The 18,116-nt window shown below is 65.5% G+C and carries 18 protein-coding genes and 1 other RNA gene; 6 read left to right on the top strand and 13 right to left on the bottom strand.

All coding sequences use genetic code 11. The features are described from left to right. Nucleotides 1-51: 51 nt before the first annotated feature. The 6 genes from VC212_RS01060 to VC212_RS01085 all read right to left on the bottom strand — a co-directional run bounded on the left by VC212_RS01060 (nucleotide 52) and on the right by VC212_RS01085 (nucleotide 8,345). Nucleotides 52-606 carry an NADPH-dependent FMN reductase gene (locus VC212_RS01060; RefSeq protein WP_115512096.1) on the bottom strand — a complete coding sequence of 185 codons (555 nt, stop codon included), beginning with the start codon at nucleotides 604-606 and terminating at the stop codon, nucleotides 52-54. A gap of 259 nt (nucleotides 607-865) precedes the next feature. Continuing rightward, nucleotides 866-2,806, bottom strand: a complete 1,941-nt coding sequence (gene asnB, locus VC212_RS01065) for an asparagine synthase (glutamine-hydrolyzing) (RefSeq protein ID WP_055844972.1) — start codon at nucleotides 2,804-2,806, stop codon at nucleotides 866-868. A 19-nt stretch (nucleotides 2,807-2,825) separates the two neighbouring features. Beyond that, nucleotides 2,826-3,464 (bottom strand): glutathione S-transferase family protein, encoded by a 639-nt coding sequence (locus VC212_RS01070; RefSeq protein ID WP_323514099.1) that lies wholly within the window; start codon nucleotides 3,462-3,464, stop codon nucleotides 2,826-2,828. Between the two features lie 149 nt (nucleotides 3,465-3,613). Beyond that, nucleotides 3,614-6,157 carry a DUF3857 domain-containing protein gene (locus tag VC212_RS01075; RefSeq protein ID WP_323514274.1) on the bottom strand — a complete coding sequence of 848 codons (2,544 nt, stop codon included), beginning with the start codon at nucleotides 6,155-6,157 and terminating at the stop codon, nucleotides 3,614-3,616. 88 nt (nucleotides 6,158-6,245) lie between these two features. Further along, the gene (locus VC212_RS01080; protein WP_323514275.1) at nucleotides 6,246-7,421 is read right to left on the bottom strand and encodes an acyl-CoA dehydrogenase family protein; all 1,176 of its coding nucleotides are present in this window, start codon (nucleotides 7,419-7,421) and stop codon (nucleotides 6,246-6,248) included. Between the two features lie 132 nt (nucleotides 7,422-7,553). After that, a complete protein-coding gene (locus VC212_RS01085; protein ID WP_115553418.1) occupies nucleotides 7,554-8,345 on the bottom strand; it encodes a glycine zipper 2TM domain-containing protein in 792 nt (263 codons plus the stop codon). A 144-nt stretch (nucleotides 8,346-8,489) separates the two neighbouring features. Here VC212_RS01085 and VC212_RS01090 point away from each other — a divergent pair, with 144 nt between their 5' ends. Both VC212_RS01090 and VC212_RS01095 read left to right on the top strand, forming a co-directional pair. Next, a complete protein-coding gene (locus VC212_RS01090; RefSeq protein WP_115512099.1) occupies nucleotides 8,490-8,705 on the top strand; it encodes a DUF6116 family protein in 216 nt (71 codons plus the stop codon). Next, nucleotides 8,705-9,472: a TatD family hydrolase gene (locus tag VC212_RS01095; RefSeq protein ID WP_323514100.1), complete on the top strand. Its 768-nt coding sequence runs from the start codon at nucleotides 8,705-8,707 to the stop codon at nucleotides 9,470-9,472. Before VC212_RS01090 ends, VC212_RS01095 begins: the two co-directional genes overlap by 1 nt. 33 nt (nucleotides 9,473-9,505) lie before the next feature. On the opposite strand, the gene VC212_RS01100 is transcribed toward VC212_RS01095, so the two are convergent. Next, complete coding sequence (locus tag VC212_RS01100) at nucleotides 9,506-10,339, bottom strand: tRNA threonylcarbamoyladenosine dehydratase (protein WP_323514101.1); 834 nt, start codon at nucleotides 10,337-10,339, stop codon at nucleotides 9,506-9,508. A 71-nt stretch (nucleotides 10,340-10,410) separates the two neighbouring features. Here VC212_RS01100 and VC212_RS01105 point away from each other — a divergent pair, with 71 nt between their 5' ends. Together VC212_RS01105 and VC212_RS01110 are read left to right on the top strand one after the other, a co-directional pair. Continuing rightward, a complete protein-coding gene (locus VC212_RS01105; protein WP_323514103.1) occupies nucleotides 10,411-10,839 on the top strand; it encodes a hypothetical protein in 429 nt (142 codons plus the stop codon). Between the two features lie 130 nt (nucleotides 10,840-10,969). Beyond that, complete coding sequence (locus VC212_RS01110) at nucleotides 10,970-11,452, top strand: glycine zipper 2TM domain-containing protein (RefSeq protein ID WP_055844992.1); 483 nt, start codon at nucleotides 10,970-10,972, stop codon at nucleotides 11,450-11,452. Nucleotides 11,453-11,542: 90 nt separating this feature from the next. Here VC212_RS01110 and VC212_RS01115 read toward each other — a convergent pair whose 3' ends face one another. Beyond that, nucleotides 11,543-11,758 carry a cold-shock protein gene (locus VC212_RS01115; protein ID WP_055844995.1) on the bottom strand — a complete coding sequence of 72 codons (216 nt, stop codon included), beginning with the start codon at nucleotides 11,756-11,758 and terminating at the stop codon, nucleotides 11,543-11,545. A 229-nt stretch (nucleotides 11,759-11,987) separates the two neighbouring features. Here VC212_RS01115 and VC212_RS01120 point away from each other — a divergent pair, with 229 nt between their 5' ends. Then, complete coding sequence (locus VC212_RS01120) at nucleotides 11,988-12,473, top strand: DUF456 domain-containing protein (protein ID WP_115553414.1); 486 nt, start codon at nucleotides 11,988-11,990, stop codon at nucleotides 12,471-12,473. A 217-nt stretch (nucleotides 12,474-12,690) separates the two neighbouring features. Then, nucleotides 12,691-13,821 carry a phospholipase A gene (locus VC212_RS01125; RefSeq protein WP_115553413.1) on the top strand — a complete coding sequence of 377 codons (1,131 nt, stop codon included), beginning with the start codon at nucleotides 12,691-12,693 and terminating at the stop codon, nucleotides 13,819-13,821. Nucleotides 13,822-14,022: 201 nt separating this feature from the next. On the opposite strand, the gene VC212_RS01130 is transcribed toward VC212_RS01125, so the two are convergent. The 5 genes from VC212_RS01130 to VC212_RS01150 all read right to left on the bottom strand — a co-directional run bounded on the left by VC212_RS01130 (nucleotide 14,023) and on the right by VC212_RS01150 (nucleotide 17,925). Then, nucleotides 14,023-14,661 (bottom strand): carbonic anhydrase, encoded by a 639-nt coding sequence (locus VC212_RS01130; RefSeq protein ID WP_193552589.1) that lies wholly within the window; start codon nucleotides 14,659-14,661, stop codon nucleotides 14,023-14,025. A 189-nt stretch (nucleotides 14,662-14,850) separates the two neighbouring features. Further along, nucleotides 14,851-15,486: a glutathione S-transferase family protein gene (locus tag VC212_RS01135; protein WP_323514104.1), complete on the bottom strand. Its 636-nt coding sequence runs from the start codon at nucleotides 15,484-15,486 to the stop codon at nucleotides 14,851-14,853. Nucleotides 15,487-15,499: 13 nt separating this feature from the next. Further along, the gene (locus VC212_RS01140) at nucleotides 15,500-15,964 is read right to left on the bottom strand and encodes a hypothetical protein (protein ID WP_323514105.1); all 465 of its coding nucleotides are present in this window, start codon (nucleotides 15,962-15,964) and stop codon (nucleotides 15,500-15,502) included. A 297-nt stretch (nucleotides 15,965-16,261) separates the two neighbouring features. Continuing rightward, nucleotides 16,262-16,338, bottom strand: a non-coding RNA gene (locus tag VC212_RS01145) — sX9 sRNA. A gap of 69 nt (nucleotides 16,339-16,407) precedes the next feature. Then, nucleotides 16,408-17,925, bottom strand: coding sequence for a fumarate hydratase (locus VC212_RS01150; protein ID WP_055845008.1), 1,518 nt, complete (start codon nucleotides 17,923-17,925; stop codon nucleotides 16,408-16,410). Nucleotides 17,926-18,116: the final 191 nt, after the last annotated feature.

Below are 18,116 nucleotides of genomic sequence, written 5' to 3' on the forward strand. Positions count from 1 at the left end.
GGCCAGGCTGCCCGGCGAGCTCACACCCGCCGCGACAACGCTGTGATCAACTCAATGCTTGAGGTGCGCGACCAGGCCCAAAAACGCATCGACAAAGCTCTGCAGGAATTTGCGGCTGTCGGCATTGGCAATCTGATCGTCCGGGCCGAACAGGCCGTCCTTGTACTGCAGGAAGACCTCCGGCTGGCCCAGCACATGCATGTTCAGATAGGCCAGCACATTGCGCAGATGCTGCTGTGCAGTCGCGGTACCGATCGCGCCGACCGAGATACCGACCACCGCTGCCGGCTTGCCGCTAAACGCGCTGTCGCCGTAAGGACGCGAGCCGGTGTCGATGGCGTTCTTGAGCACGCCGGGAATCGAACGGTTGTACTCGGGCGTGACGAACAACACCGCATCGGCCGCGCGGATCTGCTGCTTCAGGCGCGTGCCCTCGGCCGGGTAGTCGCCGTCGTGGTCCTGGTTGTACAGCGGGATATCGCCGATTTCCACATACTCGAACACGGCCTTGTCGCCAGCCAGATGCTCCAGCGCGCGCGCCAGCTGACGGTTGTACGACTCAGCGCGCAGGCTGCCGACCAGGACGGCTATAGTGATCTTGCTCATGGGGGACGCTCCGTGGAATCAGGGCCCCACCCTACCCAGCCCCGTGCTCAGAGTTGGTGAAACGCCGCCCGGCACCGGCGGCTCAACCGTCGGCGCACGCATCGACGGCGCGCGGATCACGAGGATTTCGCCTGCAAGGCGCTGACGCTCCGCTCCTACCCGGCCTGATCTTCAAGCCGCGGCGTCCAGCGTCACACTCCACGCGGGCGCAGCAACGCCATCTCCCGCACCTAGGGACGGTTGATCGCCACGATCACGGTCAGCGCGTCATCGCCGCGCGTTGTTCGCGCCAGTGCGCCTGCCAGGCCTGGAACATCAGCACCGTCCACAGGTGCGTATGCCATTTGCGTTCGCCACCGTTGAAGTCGCGCCATAGTCCGGCCACGGTGTCGGCGGCAAACACGCCCTCGCGCTCCAACGTGCCGTGCGCCAGCAGATCGTCCGCCCAGCCGTTCAAATCGCCACGCAGCCAGGCACTGACCGGCGCGCCGAAGCCGCGCTTGCCGCGGTAGACCATCGGGTCGGGCAGATAGCGGCACAGCACGCGCTTGAGCAGGTATTTGCTGACCCCGTCGCGGTACTTGAGCGAGAGCGGCAGCGACCAGGCGAATTCGGCCACGCGCCAGTCCAGCAGCGGTGCACGCGCTTCCAGCCCCACCGCCATGGTGGTGCGGTCGACCTTGCACAACAGGTCGTCGGGCAGATACGCGGCGAAATCGGCCAGCATCATCGCGTCGGCCGGCGTGCCGGAGCCGTGCAGCGGGTCGGCCAGGCTGTAGAAACTGTCCGGCTCGGTGGCGCCCAGCACCACTGCGGCCGGGTCGCGCCAGCGCGAAATGCGATTGCGGTAGATGTCGCCGATGCCGCGCGCGCCGGCCTCGGCCACCAGCGCGGCCAGCCCGCCGGTACGCGAGGATTCGCCATTGCTGCGCGCCGCCACCGCCATCAGGCGACGCAACGGGCCAGGCACCAGGCCGTGCATGCGCCAGTTGCGCAGCGCACGCTGGTAGCGGCCATAGCCGAAGAACAATTCATCGCCGCCATCGCCGGACAGCGCCACGGTCACGCCGCCGCGTGCCAGGCGTGCCACCAGCGCGGTCGGCACCTGCGACGCATCGGCGAAGGGCTCGTCGAACATGTCCGGCAAGGTCGGCACCACCGCCAATGCATCGGCACCGCTGACGTACAGCTCGGTGTGGTCGGTATGCAGATGCGTGGCCACTTCGCGCGCCAGCGGCGCTTCATCGTGATGCGAGCCTTCAAAGCCGATGCTGAAGGTGTGCACCGGCTGGCTGCTTTGCGCCTGCATCATCGCGGTGACGATGGACGAGTCGGTGCCGCCGGACAGGAACACGCCGACCGGCACGTCGGCCACCATGCGTAGCGCCACCGCATCGCGCAGCACGCCATCGAGTTGTTCCTCGGCCTGCGCATCGGTGCCGGTAAATGGGGCTGCCAGGGCGCGCTGCATCGCTTCGCGCGCATTCCAGAACGGCTGTTGCGCCTGATCGGGACGATGCGCGGCCGCACCTGCCGCCACGGTCTGCGCATCCATCCGCAACACGCGGCCGGGCATCAGCTTGAAGGTGCGCTCATGGATGCAGGCAGGCGCCGGGATGTAGCCCAGCCGCAGCAGCAAGGTCAGCGCGTCGCGATCGACCCCATTGTCGAAATCCGGGTGCTGCCACAGCGCCTTGAGTTCGGAACCGAACACCAGCGTGTCGCCGGCCCAGCCGTAGTACAGCGGCTTCTTGCCGACACGGTCGCGCGCCAGGAACAGGCAGTTGTCGCGCTCGTCCCACAGTGCGATGGCGAACATGCCATTGCAGCGGGTCAAGGTGTCGTCCAGCCCCCATTCCACCACCGCTGCCAGCAGCACTTCGGTATCGGAATGCCCGCGGAAGCGATGCCCGAGCGCAGCCAGTGCGGCACGCAGTTGCGCAAAGTTGTAGACCTCGCCGTTGTAGGCCAGCACATAGCGGCCGTCGGCCGAACGCATCGGCTGATGGCCCAGCGGCGACAGATCCAGAATGCTCAGCCGCTGGTGCGCCAGGGCCACGCCGGCCTGCGCATCGCACCAGGTACCTGCATCGTCCGGCCCGCGATGACGCAAGGCCGCCCCCATCGGTCGCACCAGCGCGTCGAGCTGCTCGCCATGCAGACGCGGCGACGCCAGCAGCATTCCTGCCAATCCGCACATGCTCAGCGCTCCTGCCGACTCATGCCGCCACCGCCGCACGTGCGGGCATCGGCACGAAGCCCGACAGCGCCCGCACGCGTTGCAGCCAGGCACCGATCGCCGGCCAGCGCTCCAGATCGAAACCGCCGTCTTCGGCGCAATGCGTGTACGCAAACAGCGCGATGTCGGCGATGCCGTAGTCGCTCCCGGTGAACCAGGCGTGCTGCTGAAGATGCTGTTCCATCACCGCCAGCGCCTGGTCGCCGCGCGCGCGCAGCTGCGGCAATTCGGCGCGGCGCGCGGCATCGCGCGGGGTCCACACGCTAATGAAGCGCGCCACCGCCAGATACGGTTCGTGGCTGTATTGCTCGAAGAACATCCAGCTCAGCGCCTGCGCACGTTGCCACGCATCGGTGGGCAGGTACGGCGTGCCTTCGGCCAGCCAGAACAGGATCGCGTTGGATTCGGTCAGCACGCGGCCGTCGTCGCGTTCCACCATCGGCACCTTGCCGTTGGGATTCTTGGCCAGGTACTCGGGCGTGCGGGTCTGCCCCGCCACGCTGTCTACTTCGACCCAGTGATAACGGCTACCCAGCTGCTCCAGCAGCAGACGCACCTTGTAGCAGTTGCCGGAACTGGACATGCCATGCACGGTCAACGGGGGACGCACGGTCGACATCAAGCTGGCTCCGCGACAACGACGAGGGGGCTGGCAGTGTCACAGCCCCGTGCGCCTTTGCAAAGCCCTTTGCACGCATCGGCAGCCGCCTGCCGCCACCGGTGCGTGCACTGCAATCGCCAGTCCGGCTGCAGCAGCGATTGCCCATCTCACCCCGTCGCCACGATCGCCACCGGCACGCCCAGCACGGCGATCACCACACCCAGCAGCGACAGCGTCAATGCCCAGGCACCGAAGGCGCGCGTGCGTCCGCACCCGGTGGCACCGGCAACGGCCTGCACCGAGCACACCGACCACCACAGGCCGCCGAGCATCAACAGCAGCACGCACATCGACAACTGCGCCATGCCGGCCGGATCGCTGGCACCGCTTTGCAGCAGGGCCGGCTTGCCCTTGAGCGCCGCCAGCCCGGCGAGCACGCACACCAGCCATGGCAGGACGCTGCCCGCCATTGCCGGCAGCAGCCACGCGACCTGCGCCGCGCTGCCCATCCAGCGCAACAACTGTTTGAGCAGCACGCAGCCCAGTACCAGCACCGCGCCCACGGCCAGAGCACCGGCCAGCTGCATCCACCATGGCAGCCCATGCAGCCACATCCACGCCGACACCAGCGTGGTCACAGCAAACACCGCCAAGGCACTGCGCCGCAGCCCGACCTGCTGCGGCATGCGCTGCACCGTGCCGTGCGGGTCGAACAACAGGCCGCCCAACCCACCGCCACGCCACCAGGCCAGACAACCCAGCACCAGCACGATCAAGGCCAGCAACCCGACCAGCGGATAGCTCAGCGCCCGCCAATCGGTCGGTTGCTTGCGCCGCTGCGGCTTGAGGTCGTGATTGAAGTACAGCAGGTCGCGCGCACGCTCCATATCGGCCGCCGCACGCTCCACCCCGTTAGCGGGAATGCGGTCGGCGAAGCGCTGCCATTCGCCGACAATTTCAATGCGCCCATCGCGCATCGCAATCGTGCGCGAGAAGCGGAACCAGGGGTTGCTCACGCTCTGCGTGTCTGCATCCACTTTCGTCACCGGGTCGCTCTGCACGCGCACGGTCTGCCGCGCCAGCTGCGGCCCGCGCAGCACCAACGGGCTCTTGCGCGCCTCCTTGGGCAAGCTATCCATCCAGTCGCCGAGCTGAAACAGCGGAAAACCCACTTCATCGCCTTCTGCCACCGGCCATTCCAGCCGATAGGTTTCGTGCGTGCGCACATTCAATGCATCGCTATCGTCGATGGTCGGCGCATCGACCTGTGTCAGCGCGGTGTAGTACTGCTGCATGAACTCCAGATAGCGCTCGCCCATCGCTTGCGCGCCATCGTTTTCGAAACTCGATGTCACCCGTTCACCGCGTCCCTGCCGATACGTGGTGTCCACGCTGAAAGTGGCGACGCGCTGCGGTTTGCGCAGCGAAATCGCGATGTCTTCGATGACATCCACCTGCGGCAAGGTCGGCATCGGCGCCGGTACGTCGACCAGGGCGTCCTGCCCGGCCAGGACCGGCAATCCACGTACGAACGGCAGCGGCCGACGCTGCGCAAGCGGGCCGTCCTCGCGGTCGCGCGTGGCGTCCACCCACACATCGCCCTGCGGCAGATGTGCGCGCACCACCACATGGTCGAAGGCGTAGGGGCTGGGCAGGCGCTTGTCCAGTGCGGCGCCCTTGTCGCTGCTGACCAGCACCGGTTCGGCGCGGATGCCGGCCAGCTGCAACAACGCAATCAACAAGGTCGCCTTGTCCTTGCAGTCGCCATAGCGGTTGCGCAACGTCACTTCCGGCGCATGCGGCGCGTGCGAGTTTTCGCCCATGTCCAGGCCGACGTAGCGGATCTCGCCCTGCACGAAGGCCACCGCGCGCAACAACGCGCCCTGCGCATCGTCGCTGTGCAGCCGCAGGCTCTGCCTCATGCTGGCGGACACCTGCGCATCCTTGAACGCATCCGGATACAACTGCGCGGCCCATGCGGCCACATTCGCCCAGTTTCCGGCAGTGGACACTTCGATCACGCCATACGGATCCACATCGTCGGGAGCGCCTTTTTCCTCCTGCACCGCGGCGATATTGCTTGCCCCGATGTTCAACAGCGTGACCCCATCGGCACTGCTGACATTGCGGCTGAAGCCTGGCGCGCTGATGCGCCACTGCAAGGCCATGTCGGCGGGATAACGCACACGAATCCGGCGTTCGCCCAGCGGCACGCCGTAGCGCGCATCGAAGATGTCGTAATAGCCCTTGCCGAACACCGGGTTGCTGCCGGTGATGGTCACCCCGTAATCCACCCGGTCGCCGACGCGCAGGTCCGGCAAAGTGATCGACAGCGTCAGCGCGCCATCGATCAAGCCTTCTTCCAGGCCGCTTTCGCGGCGTAGCTTGGCGTAATGCGCGCGGCTACGCATGTCGATGCGCTGGCCCGCGCGCCAGACATCCAGGCTGTTGAGCTGCAACGTCTGATACTGCGGCTGGTAGTCGATGGAGATCTGCCCGGCCTCGTCCAGACTCTTGGCCCGCTGCACCGTATAACTCAGCCGCCGATACGCGCGCGCCGCAGGGCCGGTCAGATCGACCTGATCGGAGACCAGTTCATAGCGCAATCCGCTCGCGCCCGGCACGCTGTCGGGCACCGCATCGGCGACCACCCATGCCGGTGCCGGCGCCATGCTCGGCGCCTCGTTCGCCTGCGCCGGCGGTATCGCGATTGCGGCAATCGCGCAGATCCCGCACACCGTCCAGAAGACGCCGCGTAGGCGCCGCATCACATCCTTGCCGATCAACACCTACTCCTCGTTAAAACGCGTTGAGTCCCGTCAGCGCACGTCCCACCACCAGCTGATGCACGGTTTCGGTGCCCTCGTAAGTAATCACCGATTCCAGGTTGAGCGCATGCCGGATCGCCACATGTTCGGTGGTGATGCCGGCCGCCCCCAGCAGATCGCGGCATTCGCGTGCCACGTCCAGCGCCATGCGGCAATTATTCCACTTTGCCAGCGAGATCTGTTCCGGTCGCAACGTCCCGGCCTCCTTCAAACGGCCAAGCTGCAGCGCCAGCAGCTGTGCGGTGGAGATCCGTCGCGCCATGTCGGCCAGCTTGATCTGCGCGCTCTGGGTGGCCGCCAGCGGCCGGCCGAACAGGATGCGCTCGCCCGCGTAGGCCAGCGCCTCGCGCAGGCAGGCCACCGCTGCACCGATGGCGCCCCAGGCAATGCCGTAACGCGCCTGGTTGAGGCAGCCCAGCGGCGCCTTCAACCCGGCCGCGTTCGGCAGGCGCATCTGCTCGGGCACGAACACGTTGTCCAGGAACAGCGCCGAAGTGACCGACGCGCGCAGGCTCATCTTGTGGGTGATGTCCTGCGCACTGAACCCGGGGCTGTCGGTGTCGACCAGAAAACCGCACACGCCATCGTCGGTATGCGCCCAGATGACAGCCAGGCTGGCGATGCTGCCGTTGGTGATCCACATCTTGGCGCCGTTCAAGCGCCAGCCGTCGCCGTCGCGCACCGCACGGGTGGTCATCGCCGCCGGGTCCGAGCCACCTTGCGCCTCGCTCAGGCCGAAGCAGCCGATCACCCGGCCGGCGGCCATCTCCGGCAACCAGCGTTGGCGTTGCGCGTCGCTGCCATAGGCATGGATGGGATACATGCACAGCGAGGACTGCACGCTGACGAAACTGCGCAAACCGCTGTCGCCGCGCTCCAGTTCCTGGCAGATCAACCCATAGGACACCGCCCCCAGACCCGCACCGCCATCGCCGACCGGCAGGCTGGCGCCGAGCAATCCCAACTGCGCCAGTTCCGGCACCCATTCGCGTGGGAACCGCCCCGCATCGAAGGCATCGCCGATCGCCGGCAGTACCCGGGCATCGGTAAAACGCGCGACGGCATCCTGCACCGCCCGCTCCTCGTCGGTCAGCAGCGCTCGTACATCGAACAGATCATCGGGACGCACCGGCATGCTGGTTTCCACCACAGGAGAGGCGGCGATTATCTGCCAGTTCACGACCCAGCATCGTGGTGTGCGTGCGGCAGCTCGCTGGGCTGAAACGAAAAGAGCCGGCAATGCCGGCTCTCTCGTTGCAGTGATGTCGATCCCTGCGGATTACTGACGGGTGCTCACCGCGTCCTGACGGACGCCGGGATCGCCCGCCGTCGAGGCGGTCTGGGTCACCAGCTGACCATCGACCACGGCCAGACGATCGCTCGCCGGCTTGTCGTTCATCCGCACGGTCTTTTCGAAACCGTCGTAGCGGTAGGTCACGTCGTAGGCCACCACGTTGTCGGCATCGCCCAGCGAAATGCGCTCGCCCGGCTTGCTGTCCATACGCATGGTGCCGGTTGTGCCGTCGGCATTGCGGTAGGTCACGTCGTAGCCCACCACACGCGACGAGCTCGAATTGGCGTTTTCGGTATGGCACTGGCGCTCGGTGCGATCCACCACGCGGCCACCGACATGGTTGCGGTCCACACGATTGCCGACCATGCCACCACCGACAGCGCCGGCAACGGTCGCCAGCTTGCGGCCATTACCGCCACCCACCTGGTTGCCCAGCAGGCCACCGATCACTGCGCCTGCGACGGTGCCGCCGACGTTGCCATCGCGCTCGGGCAGACGTTCCTGCACCACCACGTCGCGACATACTTCGCGCGGCGAAGAACTGGTGGTGGTTTCGCGGATTGCGGCGCTGTTGACGACCTGCGCATACTGCGGCTCGCGCTGGGTGATCGGTGCGACCTTGACCACATCGGCGTATTCCAGACCGCGCGGCGCCGGCTGGCCGTTGGCGACGAAGTCGCCCGACGACGGACGGTTATTCATGAAGGCGGCAGTGGCCACGCCTCCTACCAGCAAGGCACCGGCAGCGACCAGTATAGTTGTCGTGTTGCTCTTCATGACCAGCTCCCTGCGGACGTGCCGCGTTGTTGACGGCGTGATTCCAGCACGTGAACCCTGAACGAAAACGCCCTCGCTCATGAACGCCGCGGTTAAGTTCAGCTAGCGGTTACTTCATGCACTTCTAACAGCCGGAGCTCTCGCATGCGAAATCCTCTGACCGCACGTGCCCTGGACTGGGCGGCCAAGCTGCGCTATCCCACGCTGTTCAAGCTGGCTGCGGCGTTGTTTTTGGTCGATGTAGCGTTGCCCGACCCAGTCCCGTTTTTGGACGAATTGCTGTTCGGCCTGACCACGCTGCTGCTGGCGAACTGGAAAACCCGCAAGGCGCCACTGCCGGCACCGGTGCGCCGCGACTGATGCAGTTGATCGACAGCCATTGCCATCTGGACGCCAGCGAATTCGACCAGGACCGCGCTGCGGTGGTTGCCCGCGCGCGCTCGGCCGGCGTCGTACAACAAGTAGTGCCGGCGATCACCGCGGCCAGCTGGCCGAACCTGCGCGCAGTGTGCACGCAGGCTCCAGGGCTGCATCCGGCCTATGGCCTGCATCCGATCTTTCTCGATCAGCACCGCCCCGAACATCTGGAACTGCTGGCCGAGTGGATCGAACGCGAGCGCCCCTGCGCGATCGGCGAATGCGGGCTGGATTTCTATCTGGAGGGCCTGGACGCGCAGGCCCAGCGCGACTACTTCGATGGGCAATTGCGCCTGGCCAAACGCTTCGACCTGCCGCTGATCGTGCACGCGCGCCGCTCCACCGAAGAAGTCATCGCGCGCATCAAGGCCATTGGCGGCCTGCGCGGCGTGGTGCATAGCTTTGCCGGCAGCCCCGAGCAGGCGCAGCAGTTGTGGAAGCTGGATTTCATGATCGGCCTGGGCGGCCCGGTCACCTACCCACGCGCCAATCGCCTGCGCGGCCTGGCGGCGACCATGCCATTGCAGCACCTGCTGCTGGAAACCGACGCACCCGATCAACCCGATGCCAGCATCCGTGGTGCGCGCAACGAGCCGGCCGCTCTGCGCATGGTGTTGGCGTGCATCGCGCAGCTGCGCGGCGAAGACGCCGAACACATCGCAACGCAAACCACGGCCAACTCGCGCGCCTTGTTCGGCTTGCCGGGCTGATAGGCCAGCTGCCGCCGCAGCGCGCGCGTGCAGTTATGGCGACGCGGCAGCAACCTCGGCTAGCGGCTTGGACGCAACGGCCTTGGGCTTGAGCAACATCTCCAGCGCCTTGCCCACCGCCACAAACGCGAACGTGCCGGTGATATGCGTGGCCGCGCCCAGCCCGGCACCGCAATCCAGCTTGAGCGTGGCATCGGCATCGAGCTGTGGGCGAATGCCGCACACGCTGCCATCGGCCTGCGGGTATTTGACGTTTTCCAGCGAGTACACCGCCGGCACGCCGAAATAGCGCTGCGCATTCTTGGGGAAATTGAAATCGCTACGCAGCTTCTTGCGGATCAGCGCCAGCATCGCATCGTGTTCGGTGCGCGAGACATCGCGCACGCGCACCAGGGTGGGATCTGTGCGCCCGCCGGCGGCGCCCACGGTCAGCAGCGGCAGCTTGCGACGGCGGCACCAGGCGATGGTTTCCACCTTGACCCGGAAACTGTCGCAGGCATCGATCACCAGATCCAGGCCATCGCCCAGCAGCGTTTCGATATTGCCGGTGGTGAGAAACGCCTCCACCGCATCGACCTCGATCTCCGGGTTGATCGCAACGCAGCGCTCGGCCATGGCCCGCGCCTTGTTGCGCCCGTACTGCCCGGCCAGCGCCGGCAATTGCCGATTGGTGTTGGACACGCACAGGTCGTCGGCATCGATCAGGCGCAGATGCCCGACGCCGGTCCGTGCCAGCGCCTCCACCACCCACGAGCCCACCCCGCCCATGCCGACCACTGCCACGCGGCAGGCGGACAGCCGCTCCACCGTGCCGACTCCGTACAGCCGGTCGATACCGGCAAAGCGTTCACGCCATTGTGCTTTCATCGGCCTATTTTACGCGCGCCACCTCCCGCGCGTCCGCCCCATCGCACGCCTTCCTGCCGGAGCAGCTCACCATGTCCGCCACACCTCCCAACCAATCCCGCGCTGCCCGTTACGCGTTCATGCTAGTGCTGGGTGTGTTGATCGGGCTGATCACAACCGTGATGGTGGCGCGTGTGCTGCAGGCACGGCGCGACCCGGTACCCGACAGCCTGATGCACGTGCTGGACTACCAATTGCGCGCATTGCAGCCGCCGCCGGGCACCGAATGCACACCCGCGCAGCAACTGGCGCGGCTGCAATCGCTGCGCTTGCTGGCCGACGAACTGGAACCGGCATTTCCACAGATCGGCGAGGACCGCCGCTTCGGCGAACATGCCCAGGCACTGCGTGTCGCACTGGAGCAGGCGCAGCGCAGCGCGCCGTCCAGCTGCGCCGCGTTCGTACCGATCAAACGGCAGATTTCAGAGGCCTGCGAGGCGTGTCACCGCGACTTTCGATGAGGTTGGATGAAGGCGGCGCTCGGGTTTCGTTAAGCCTGGAGTGATCCAGTTGGCAGACCGTTCACCTGGACCAACACAGGATGACGTCGCCGCGGCCCTGACCGCCTTCAGAACCCTCCGGAGATATTTCATGAAGACCCGACTGCTTGTTATTGGCCTGGCTGCAACCGCGACACTGGTCGGCTGCGCCACGTCCCAGCCCCAGTACGGCAGCTATCGCGGCGACCGCGGCTACGACCAGGGCTATTCCCAGCCGGCGCCGCGTTGCGTGGATTGCGGCATCGTGACCCGTATCGATGAAGTCGGCCCCACCCGCTCCGCCCCCACCGGCACCGGCGCGGTGCTCGGCGGTATCGTCGGCGCAGTGGCCGGCCGCCAGATCTCCAAGGAAACCGGCGGCAGCAAGGGCAACAAGAATGTGTCGGCCGTGGCCGGTGCCGCTGCCGGCGCGCTGGCGGGCAACGCCATCCAGAACAACGTCACCAGCGACAGCTTCGACGTGCAGGTGCGCATGGACGATGGCCGCGTGGTCGTGGTCAACCAGCGCGACCTGGCCGGCGTGCGCGAAAACGCCTACGTGCGGGTGGTCAACGGCAAGGTGGTGCTGCGCTAAGCAGCGGCTGCCGCCAACGTGCAGACAACAAAAAGGCCCGGCAACGGGCCTTTTTGCTGGGCGCGTGATGTATTACCCCGGTGCCGTGGCTCAGACCAGCTGCACCGCATCGGCCTGCAGGCCTTTTTGACCTTGCACGACGGTAAAACTGACCTTCTGCCCTTCCTTGAGACTCTTGAAGCCCTGGATCTGGATGGCGCGGAAATGGACGAAGACGTCTTCGCCGTTTTCGCGACTGATGAATCCAAAGCCCTTGGCATCGTTGAACCACTTCACGACACCATTCTCGCGTTCGATATTGGACATCTCGACTGACTCCCTACGACACTGTGATGGACTGGCGGTGGCGGCTGTGATTGCAAGGAGGAAGCGAGGTACAAGAGATGTAGCGGATCGGGCGATCTACCGCATCAGGCCACGATTCACGGTGACCTTTGCAAACAGCAGCGGCTGCAACTTAACCCGCACAAAACCAATTTTCAAGCATCCCTTGCGTATTCTTGTAAAGCCTGAAATAGGACATTTCTAAACCATCATGGACACGACTGTCGTTTATTACGTGCTGGCTGGCGTGCTGGTGCTGGTGGGCCTTGCCGGCGTCATCCTGCCCGCGCTGCCGGGCTTGCCGCTGGTCTTTGCCGGGCTGCTGGTGGCCGCCTGGGCCGACGGGTTCACCCATGTCGGTTGGGTCGCGCTGGTGATCCTCGGGTTGATCACCGCGCTGTCTTTTGTCATCGACTTCCTGGCCACCCTGTACGGCGCGCAGCGCGTGGGGGCCAGCAAGATGGCGATGTGGGGCTCGGTGCTCGGCGCCATCGCCGGTATTTTCTTCATGCCGATCGGCTTGTTCGTCGGCCCGTTTGCCGGCGCGTGGCTGGGCGAGTACTACCAGACCCGCAAGACTGGCCAGGCCACCAAGGTCGGCTTCGGCACCTGGGTTGGGATCATGCTGGGCACGGCCACCAAGCTGGCGCTGGGCCTGTGCATGCTGGGCGTGTTTGCGATCGCCTGGTTCTTCTGACGCAGCAGTCAAAGGTCCCAAGCCGGCGCGGCCACCGTCGCTGCAAGCGTGCAGAACCCGCAGCAGCAGCGACCCGGTGAGCGTCGCGACACCTGTTTAGTCGACCCGCCGCAGATGTTATGCCACCGTGTACACATCGCGTATGCAGACGCGACCGTTAAGCTACGCGCCTGATGCGCCTGCCTGGCGCCTACACTCGGCCAGACTGCCCATGCCCATGCCCAAGCACCGCACCCGTCCCCTGATGCTGATCGCCCTGGCCGCCGCGCCGCTGGCGCATGGGCAGGAAATCGCTCCGCAACCCGCATCGCCGCAGGCCTGCACGTCCGTGACCTCGGATGCCGCGCGTCTGGCGTGTTACGACCAGGCGCTGGGCTACACCCCGCAGGCGGTGCAGGAGGCAGATGCCGCAGCGCAATTGGCCAAGCAGGCTGCCAAGGCGGAAGACAGCCCAAAGAGCAGCCGTCTGGGCGATTTCTTTCGCGCCGACGTCCAGGAGCAGCCGAAGGAAGAAGCGGTCGCCAATGCCGGCCGCGGCTCGCTGCTGGATCGCCGCTGGGAACTGGCCAAGGACTCCAAGCTGGGCACGTTTCAGCTGCGTGGCTACAAGCCGGTCTATCTGCTGCCGGCGTTCTGGACCAGCGACACCAACCGTACCCCGCAATCGCCGAATCCGGCCAACTCGGTCAGCACGCCGCAGCAGCTGGACAGCGCCGAGCTGAAGTTCCAGCTGAGCTTCAAGACCAAGGTGGTCGAAGACCTGTTCGGCGACAACGGCGACATCTGGATGGGCTACACCCAGAGCTCGCGGTGGCAGGCCTACAACTCCGATGCATCGCGCCCGTTCCGCGAGACCAATTACGAGCCGGAAGCGATGCTGGTGTTTCGCAACAACTACAGCCTGTTCGGCTGGAAGGGCCGCATGAGCGGCATCAGCCTCAACCACATGTCCAACGGCCGCGAAGATCCGCTGTCGCGTTCCTGGAACCGGGTGATCCTCAACATCGGTCTGGATCGCGAAAACTGGGCGCTGACATTGCGCCCGTGGTTCCGCATCAAGGAAGACCGTGCCGACGACAATAATCCCGACATCGAGGATTACATGGGTCGCGGCGATGCCACCCTGGTCTACAACAAGGATGGGCATGAATTTGCGTTGATCGCGCGGCATTCGCTGCGTGGCGGCGACCGCTCGCATGGCTCGGTGCAGCTGGATTACGGCTTCCCCATCACCAACCTGCTGCGCGGCCATGTGCAGGTGTTCGACGGCTACGGCGAAAGCCTGATCGACTACAACCACAAGGCCACCTATATCGGCCTGGGCGTGTCGTTGCTGGAGTGGTTCTGACGCGTCGATGTCGGGCTGCGCGGGTGTAGACACGCACCCATCGCCTCCCGCGAACGTTGCCGCGCCGGTGCTGCATCGGCGCCGCGTCCACAGAAGATCGCCACAAAAAAGCCGGCATTGCTGCCGGCTTTTTTTGTGGCGATGACGATGGCGGTCGGCAGGCGTGTGGAGGATCGCTACTGCCGCTTTTCATGCGCCGACTCAGACGTCGAAGAAATCCACCTTGCCGTCCTTGAGGGTGTAGTAAGCCCCCACGACGCGGCATGCGCCTGCGCTCAGCGGTTCGAGCAAGGCGGGTTCGGAAGCACCGCGCAGGCGGTCGACCGTGCGCTTGACGTTGGCCTTGACCGACGCTGCGAGCAGGTCGTCGCCACCATTCTTCTTGGCGGTCAGCACGGCCGGGACGATCGGTTCGATCATGGCGCCGATCGCGCCGGGGAAGAACGCGCCCTGCTCCACCACCGACACCGCGGCGGCAACCGCGCCGCAGCTCTCGTGGCCCATCACCACCACCAGCGGCACGCCGAGCTGGCTCACCGCATATTCGATCGAACCCAATGCCGTGGTATCGACGGTGTTGCCGGCGTTGCGAACGATGAACATCTCGCCCAGGCCGCGACCGAACAGCAGCTCCGGCGGCACGCGCGAATCCGAGCACGACACCAGGATGACGAACGGGGTCTGGCCCAGCGCCAGTTCCAAGCGGCGCTTGCCGTCGGAGATCACCTTCTTGGGACGGTTCTCGACAAACGCAGCGTTGCCGTCACGCAGGGTCTGCAGCGCCTGCTCGGCATTCAAATCGGTTTTCTTGCTGGGCGCGGCGCGCAACGAAAATGGCAACGACGCGGCGGCCGCGGCCACCGGTGCGCAACATGCGCATTGCAACAGCTTGCGACGGGATACGGACTGCAACATGGTAGAGCCCCTGTTCTCTGGTGTGTCGCGCGATCGTACACCCCAGCGGGCATAACCAAACGGACTCTACCGGCGCTATCGACGCACTACTTCGCTTTAGCGTGCGCGCCGCGGTCACGTCCAGTCAGTCAGGCCTTCGCGCCGGTAGGTTTCCTGGAACGCCGGCCGGGCCTTCATCCGCTGCGCATGCTTCTTCAGTGCCGGCCAGGTATCGGTCGCACGCGGCATGTTGCGCGACCAACGCATCAACATGGTCAGCATGAAATCGGCGGCCGACAGCGTTTGGCCGAGCAGATAGGGCCCGTGTTCCTGCAGATGCGCATCGACCTGGGTCCAGGCCGCTTCCAGTCTGTTGCGTGCCTGGGCCTGCGCCGCATCGGCGTGCGCAGCGCCGGCCGGCTCGTGCGGGTAGAACCAGGCGCGATAGGCCGGCTGCAAGGTATTGGCGCAGAAAAACATCCACGTGTAGTACGCCGCACGCTCGGGCGTGCCGACCGGCGGCGCCAGCCCGGCCTGTGGGTAAAGATCGGCCAGGTGCATGGCGATCGCGGCCGCTTCGGTCAACACCTGACCGTCCAGCACCAGCGTCGGCACCACACCGGCCGGGTTGAGCGCCAGATAGTCCGGCGCCTTTTGCTCGCCGCGCTCGAAATCCAGCGGATGCAGCACGTGGGCAACGTCCAATTCGATCAGCAGCCAATGGACGACCAGGGCGGCGGTACTGGGGGTGTGATAAAGCGTAGCGGCCATGCGGGCTCTCGGGTCAATTGGTACAGGCGCGCAGGCAGGCGAGCTTGCGCGGTTCGCAGCGATTGTCGTCGCTCTGCTGGGTGCAGTCGAAGACTTGCGCCATGCAGTTGGCCCGTTGCGCCGGATTTTGTACGTCGTCGCAGCGCTTTCCACGCGGTGCTGCCCTGCTGCTGCAACTGGACTCGCTGGGTCGGTCGGCGCGGCATTGTCGGGCGCTGCTGTTGCACTGCGCGATGCAGCGATCCGCAGCCGAGGGTCCGTTGAACCGAGTCGCGGTGTCGTTTGTCCTGAGCGGCTTGCGCTCTGCGAACGGCCCCGGGGCGGCCGGTGGCGGCGCGTAGTTGCGCGAGGGAAACAACACCGTGGGTGCCTTTTGCTGCTGCGCCGCCGAACTCAGGCTCAGGCACAACAACAACGCGATACAGACGAGTCGGAGCATTCCTGTTCTCCTTGAGTTACCGGCCAGTGCAGCGAGCATAGCCGGTTCGCGTAGGGCAACACCGGTCTTCCTTTGTCGAGAGGTCGCAGATGCTCCGCCTCCCGACAGCACTAGACCCGCTGCCGACAACCGCCTCCATCTGCCCGGTTATCTGCGGCAAACAGCAAGACGTGTCATCGCCTCGCCATTCCACATCAAGCCTGACGACCGCACTGGCGTGCACGGTCGTCAGCCGGATGCAGACAGTGCGGAGAAAACACACCCGCGTGTCCGCGTACGTCTTGCACCAACTGGCAGCCCGCCTTGCTGACGGGCTGCGCAGTCGGTACTAAGAGTGGCTAACAAAACGTAGCGAGCAGTCGTCAGGTGGGTGTGGACGGCGCGCTCAGAACCGGAGTGTACGAGTGGTACATGAGGATTCCGAGCACCGGCCGCGCCCGCCTGGCGGCTGCACAGTAGTTTTATTAGCTGCTCTAACGCGGTTACTCCACCACCACCGGAATCTTGCCGATACGTGACTGCCACAACCGCGGGCCGGTCTTGTGCACCGATTCGCCGGTGGAATCCACCGCCACGGTGACCGGCATGTCCTTGACCTCGAACTCGTAGATCGCTTCCATGCCGAGGTCTTCGAACGCCAGCACGCGGGCGGCCTTGATCGCCTTGGACACCAGATACGCCGAGCCGCCGACCGCCATCAGGTAGACAGCCTTGTTGTCGCGGATCGCATCGATGGCCGCATCGCCGCGCTCGGACTTGCCGACCATGCCGAGCAGGCCGGTCTGTTCCAACATCTGGCGGGTGAACTTGTCCATGCGGGTGGCGGTGGTCGGGCCGGCCGGACCGACCACTTCATCGCGCACCGGGTCGACCGGGCCGACGTAATAGATGAAGCGATTGGTGAAGTCGACCGGCAACGTTTCGCCGCGATTGAGCATGTCGATCATGCGCTTGTGCGCGGCGTCGCGGCCGGTCAGCAGCTTGCCGTTGAGCAGGACCACTTCGCCCGGCTTGAAGCTGGCGACTTCTTCGCGGGTGATGGTGTCCAGATTCACCCGGCGCGCGTTGGTCGGGTTGTAGGTGAGCTTGGGCCAGTCTTCCAGCGACGGCGGGTCCAGCATCACCGGGCCGCTGCCGTCCAGGGTGAAGTGAGCGTGGCGGGTGGCGGCGCAGTTGGGAATCAGCGCCACCGGCAAGTTGGCGGCATGGGTGGGATAGTCCTTGACCTTGATGTCGAGCACCGTGGTCAGGCCGCCCAGGCCCTGCGCGCCGATCCCGAGCGCGTTGACCTTTTCGTACAGCTCCAGACGCAGTTCCTCGGCACGATTGGACGCGCCACGCGCCTGCAGGTCGACGATGTCGATCGGCTCCATCAGCGCTTCCTTGGCCAGCAGCATCGCCTTTTCGGCAGTGCCGCCGATGCCGATGCCGAGCATGCCCGGCGGGCACCAGCCGGCGCCCATGGTCGGCACGGTCTTGAGCACCCAATCGACGATGGAATCGGACGGATTGAGCATGGCGAACTTGCTCTTGGCCTCCGAGCCGCCGCCCTTGGCCGCGACGATCACGTCCAGATGGTCGCCCGGAACGATCTTGGTGTTGACCACTGCCGGCGTGTTGTCTTTGGTGTTGGCACGCTTGCCGGCCGGATCGGCCAGCACGCTGGCGCGCAGCTTGTTGTCCGGATGGTTGTAGGCGCGGCGCACGCCTTCGTTGACCATGTCTTCCACGCCCATGGTCGCGTCGTCCCAACGCACGTTCATGCCGATTTCCAGGAACACGGTGACGATGCCGGTGTCCTGGCAGATCGGGCGGTGGCCTTCGGCGCACATGCGCGAGTTGATCAGGATCTGCGCGATGGCGTCCTTGGCGGCCGGCGATTCTTCGCGCTCGTAGGCGGCCGACAGATTCTTGATGTAGTCGACCGGGTGGTAGTAGCTGATGTACTGCAGCGCATCGGCGACGGACTGGATGAGGTCTTCCTGCTTGATCGAGGTCACGGCTGGCTCTACGGCTGGCGGGGGCAATCCGCACATTTTAGAGCAAACCACGGCCGCGGCCGGATCTGGCATCTATTGAAGCGATTGACTGGGGCCGGCGACGATGGCAGCCGACCTGCGAGGGCGCAGGAGACGCTGCGACATCGCAGCACGCCGCACGGAACACGGGCACGTGCAGAAGACCGAATGGA

Origin of the sequence: Xanthomonas sp. WHRI 8932A (assembly GCF_035012785.1) — a bacterium.
Taxonomy (GTDB): domain Bacteria; phylum Pseudomonadota; class Gammaproteobacteria; order Xanthomonadales; family Xanthomonadaceae; genus Xanthomonas.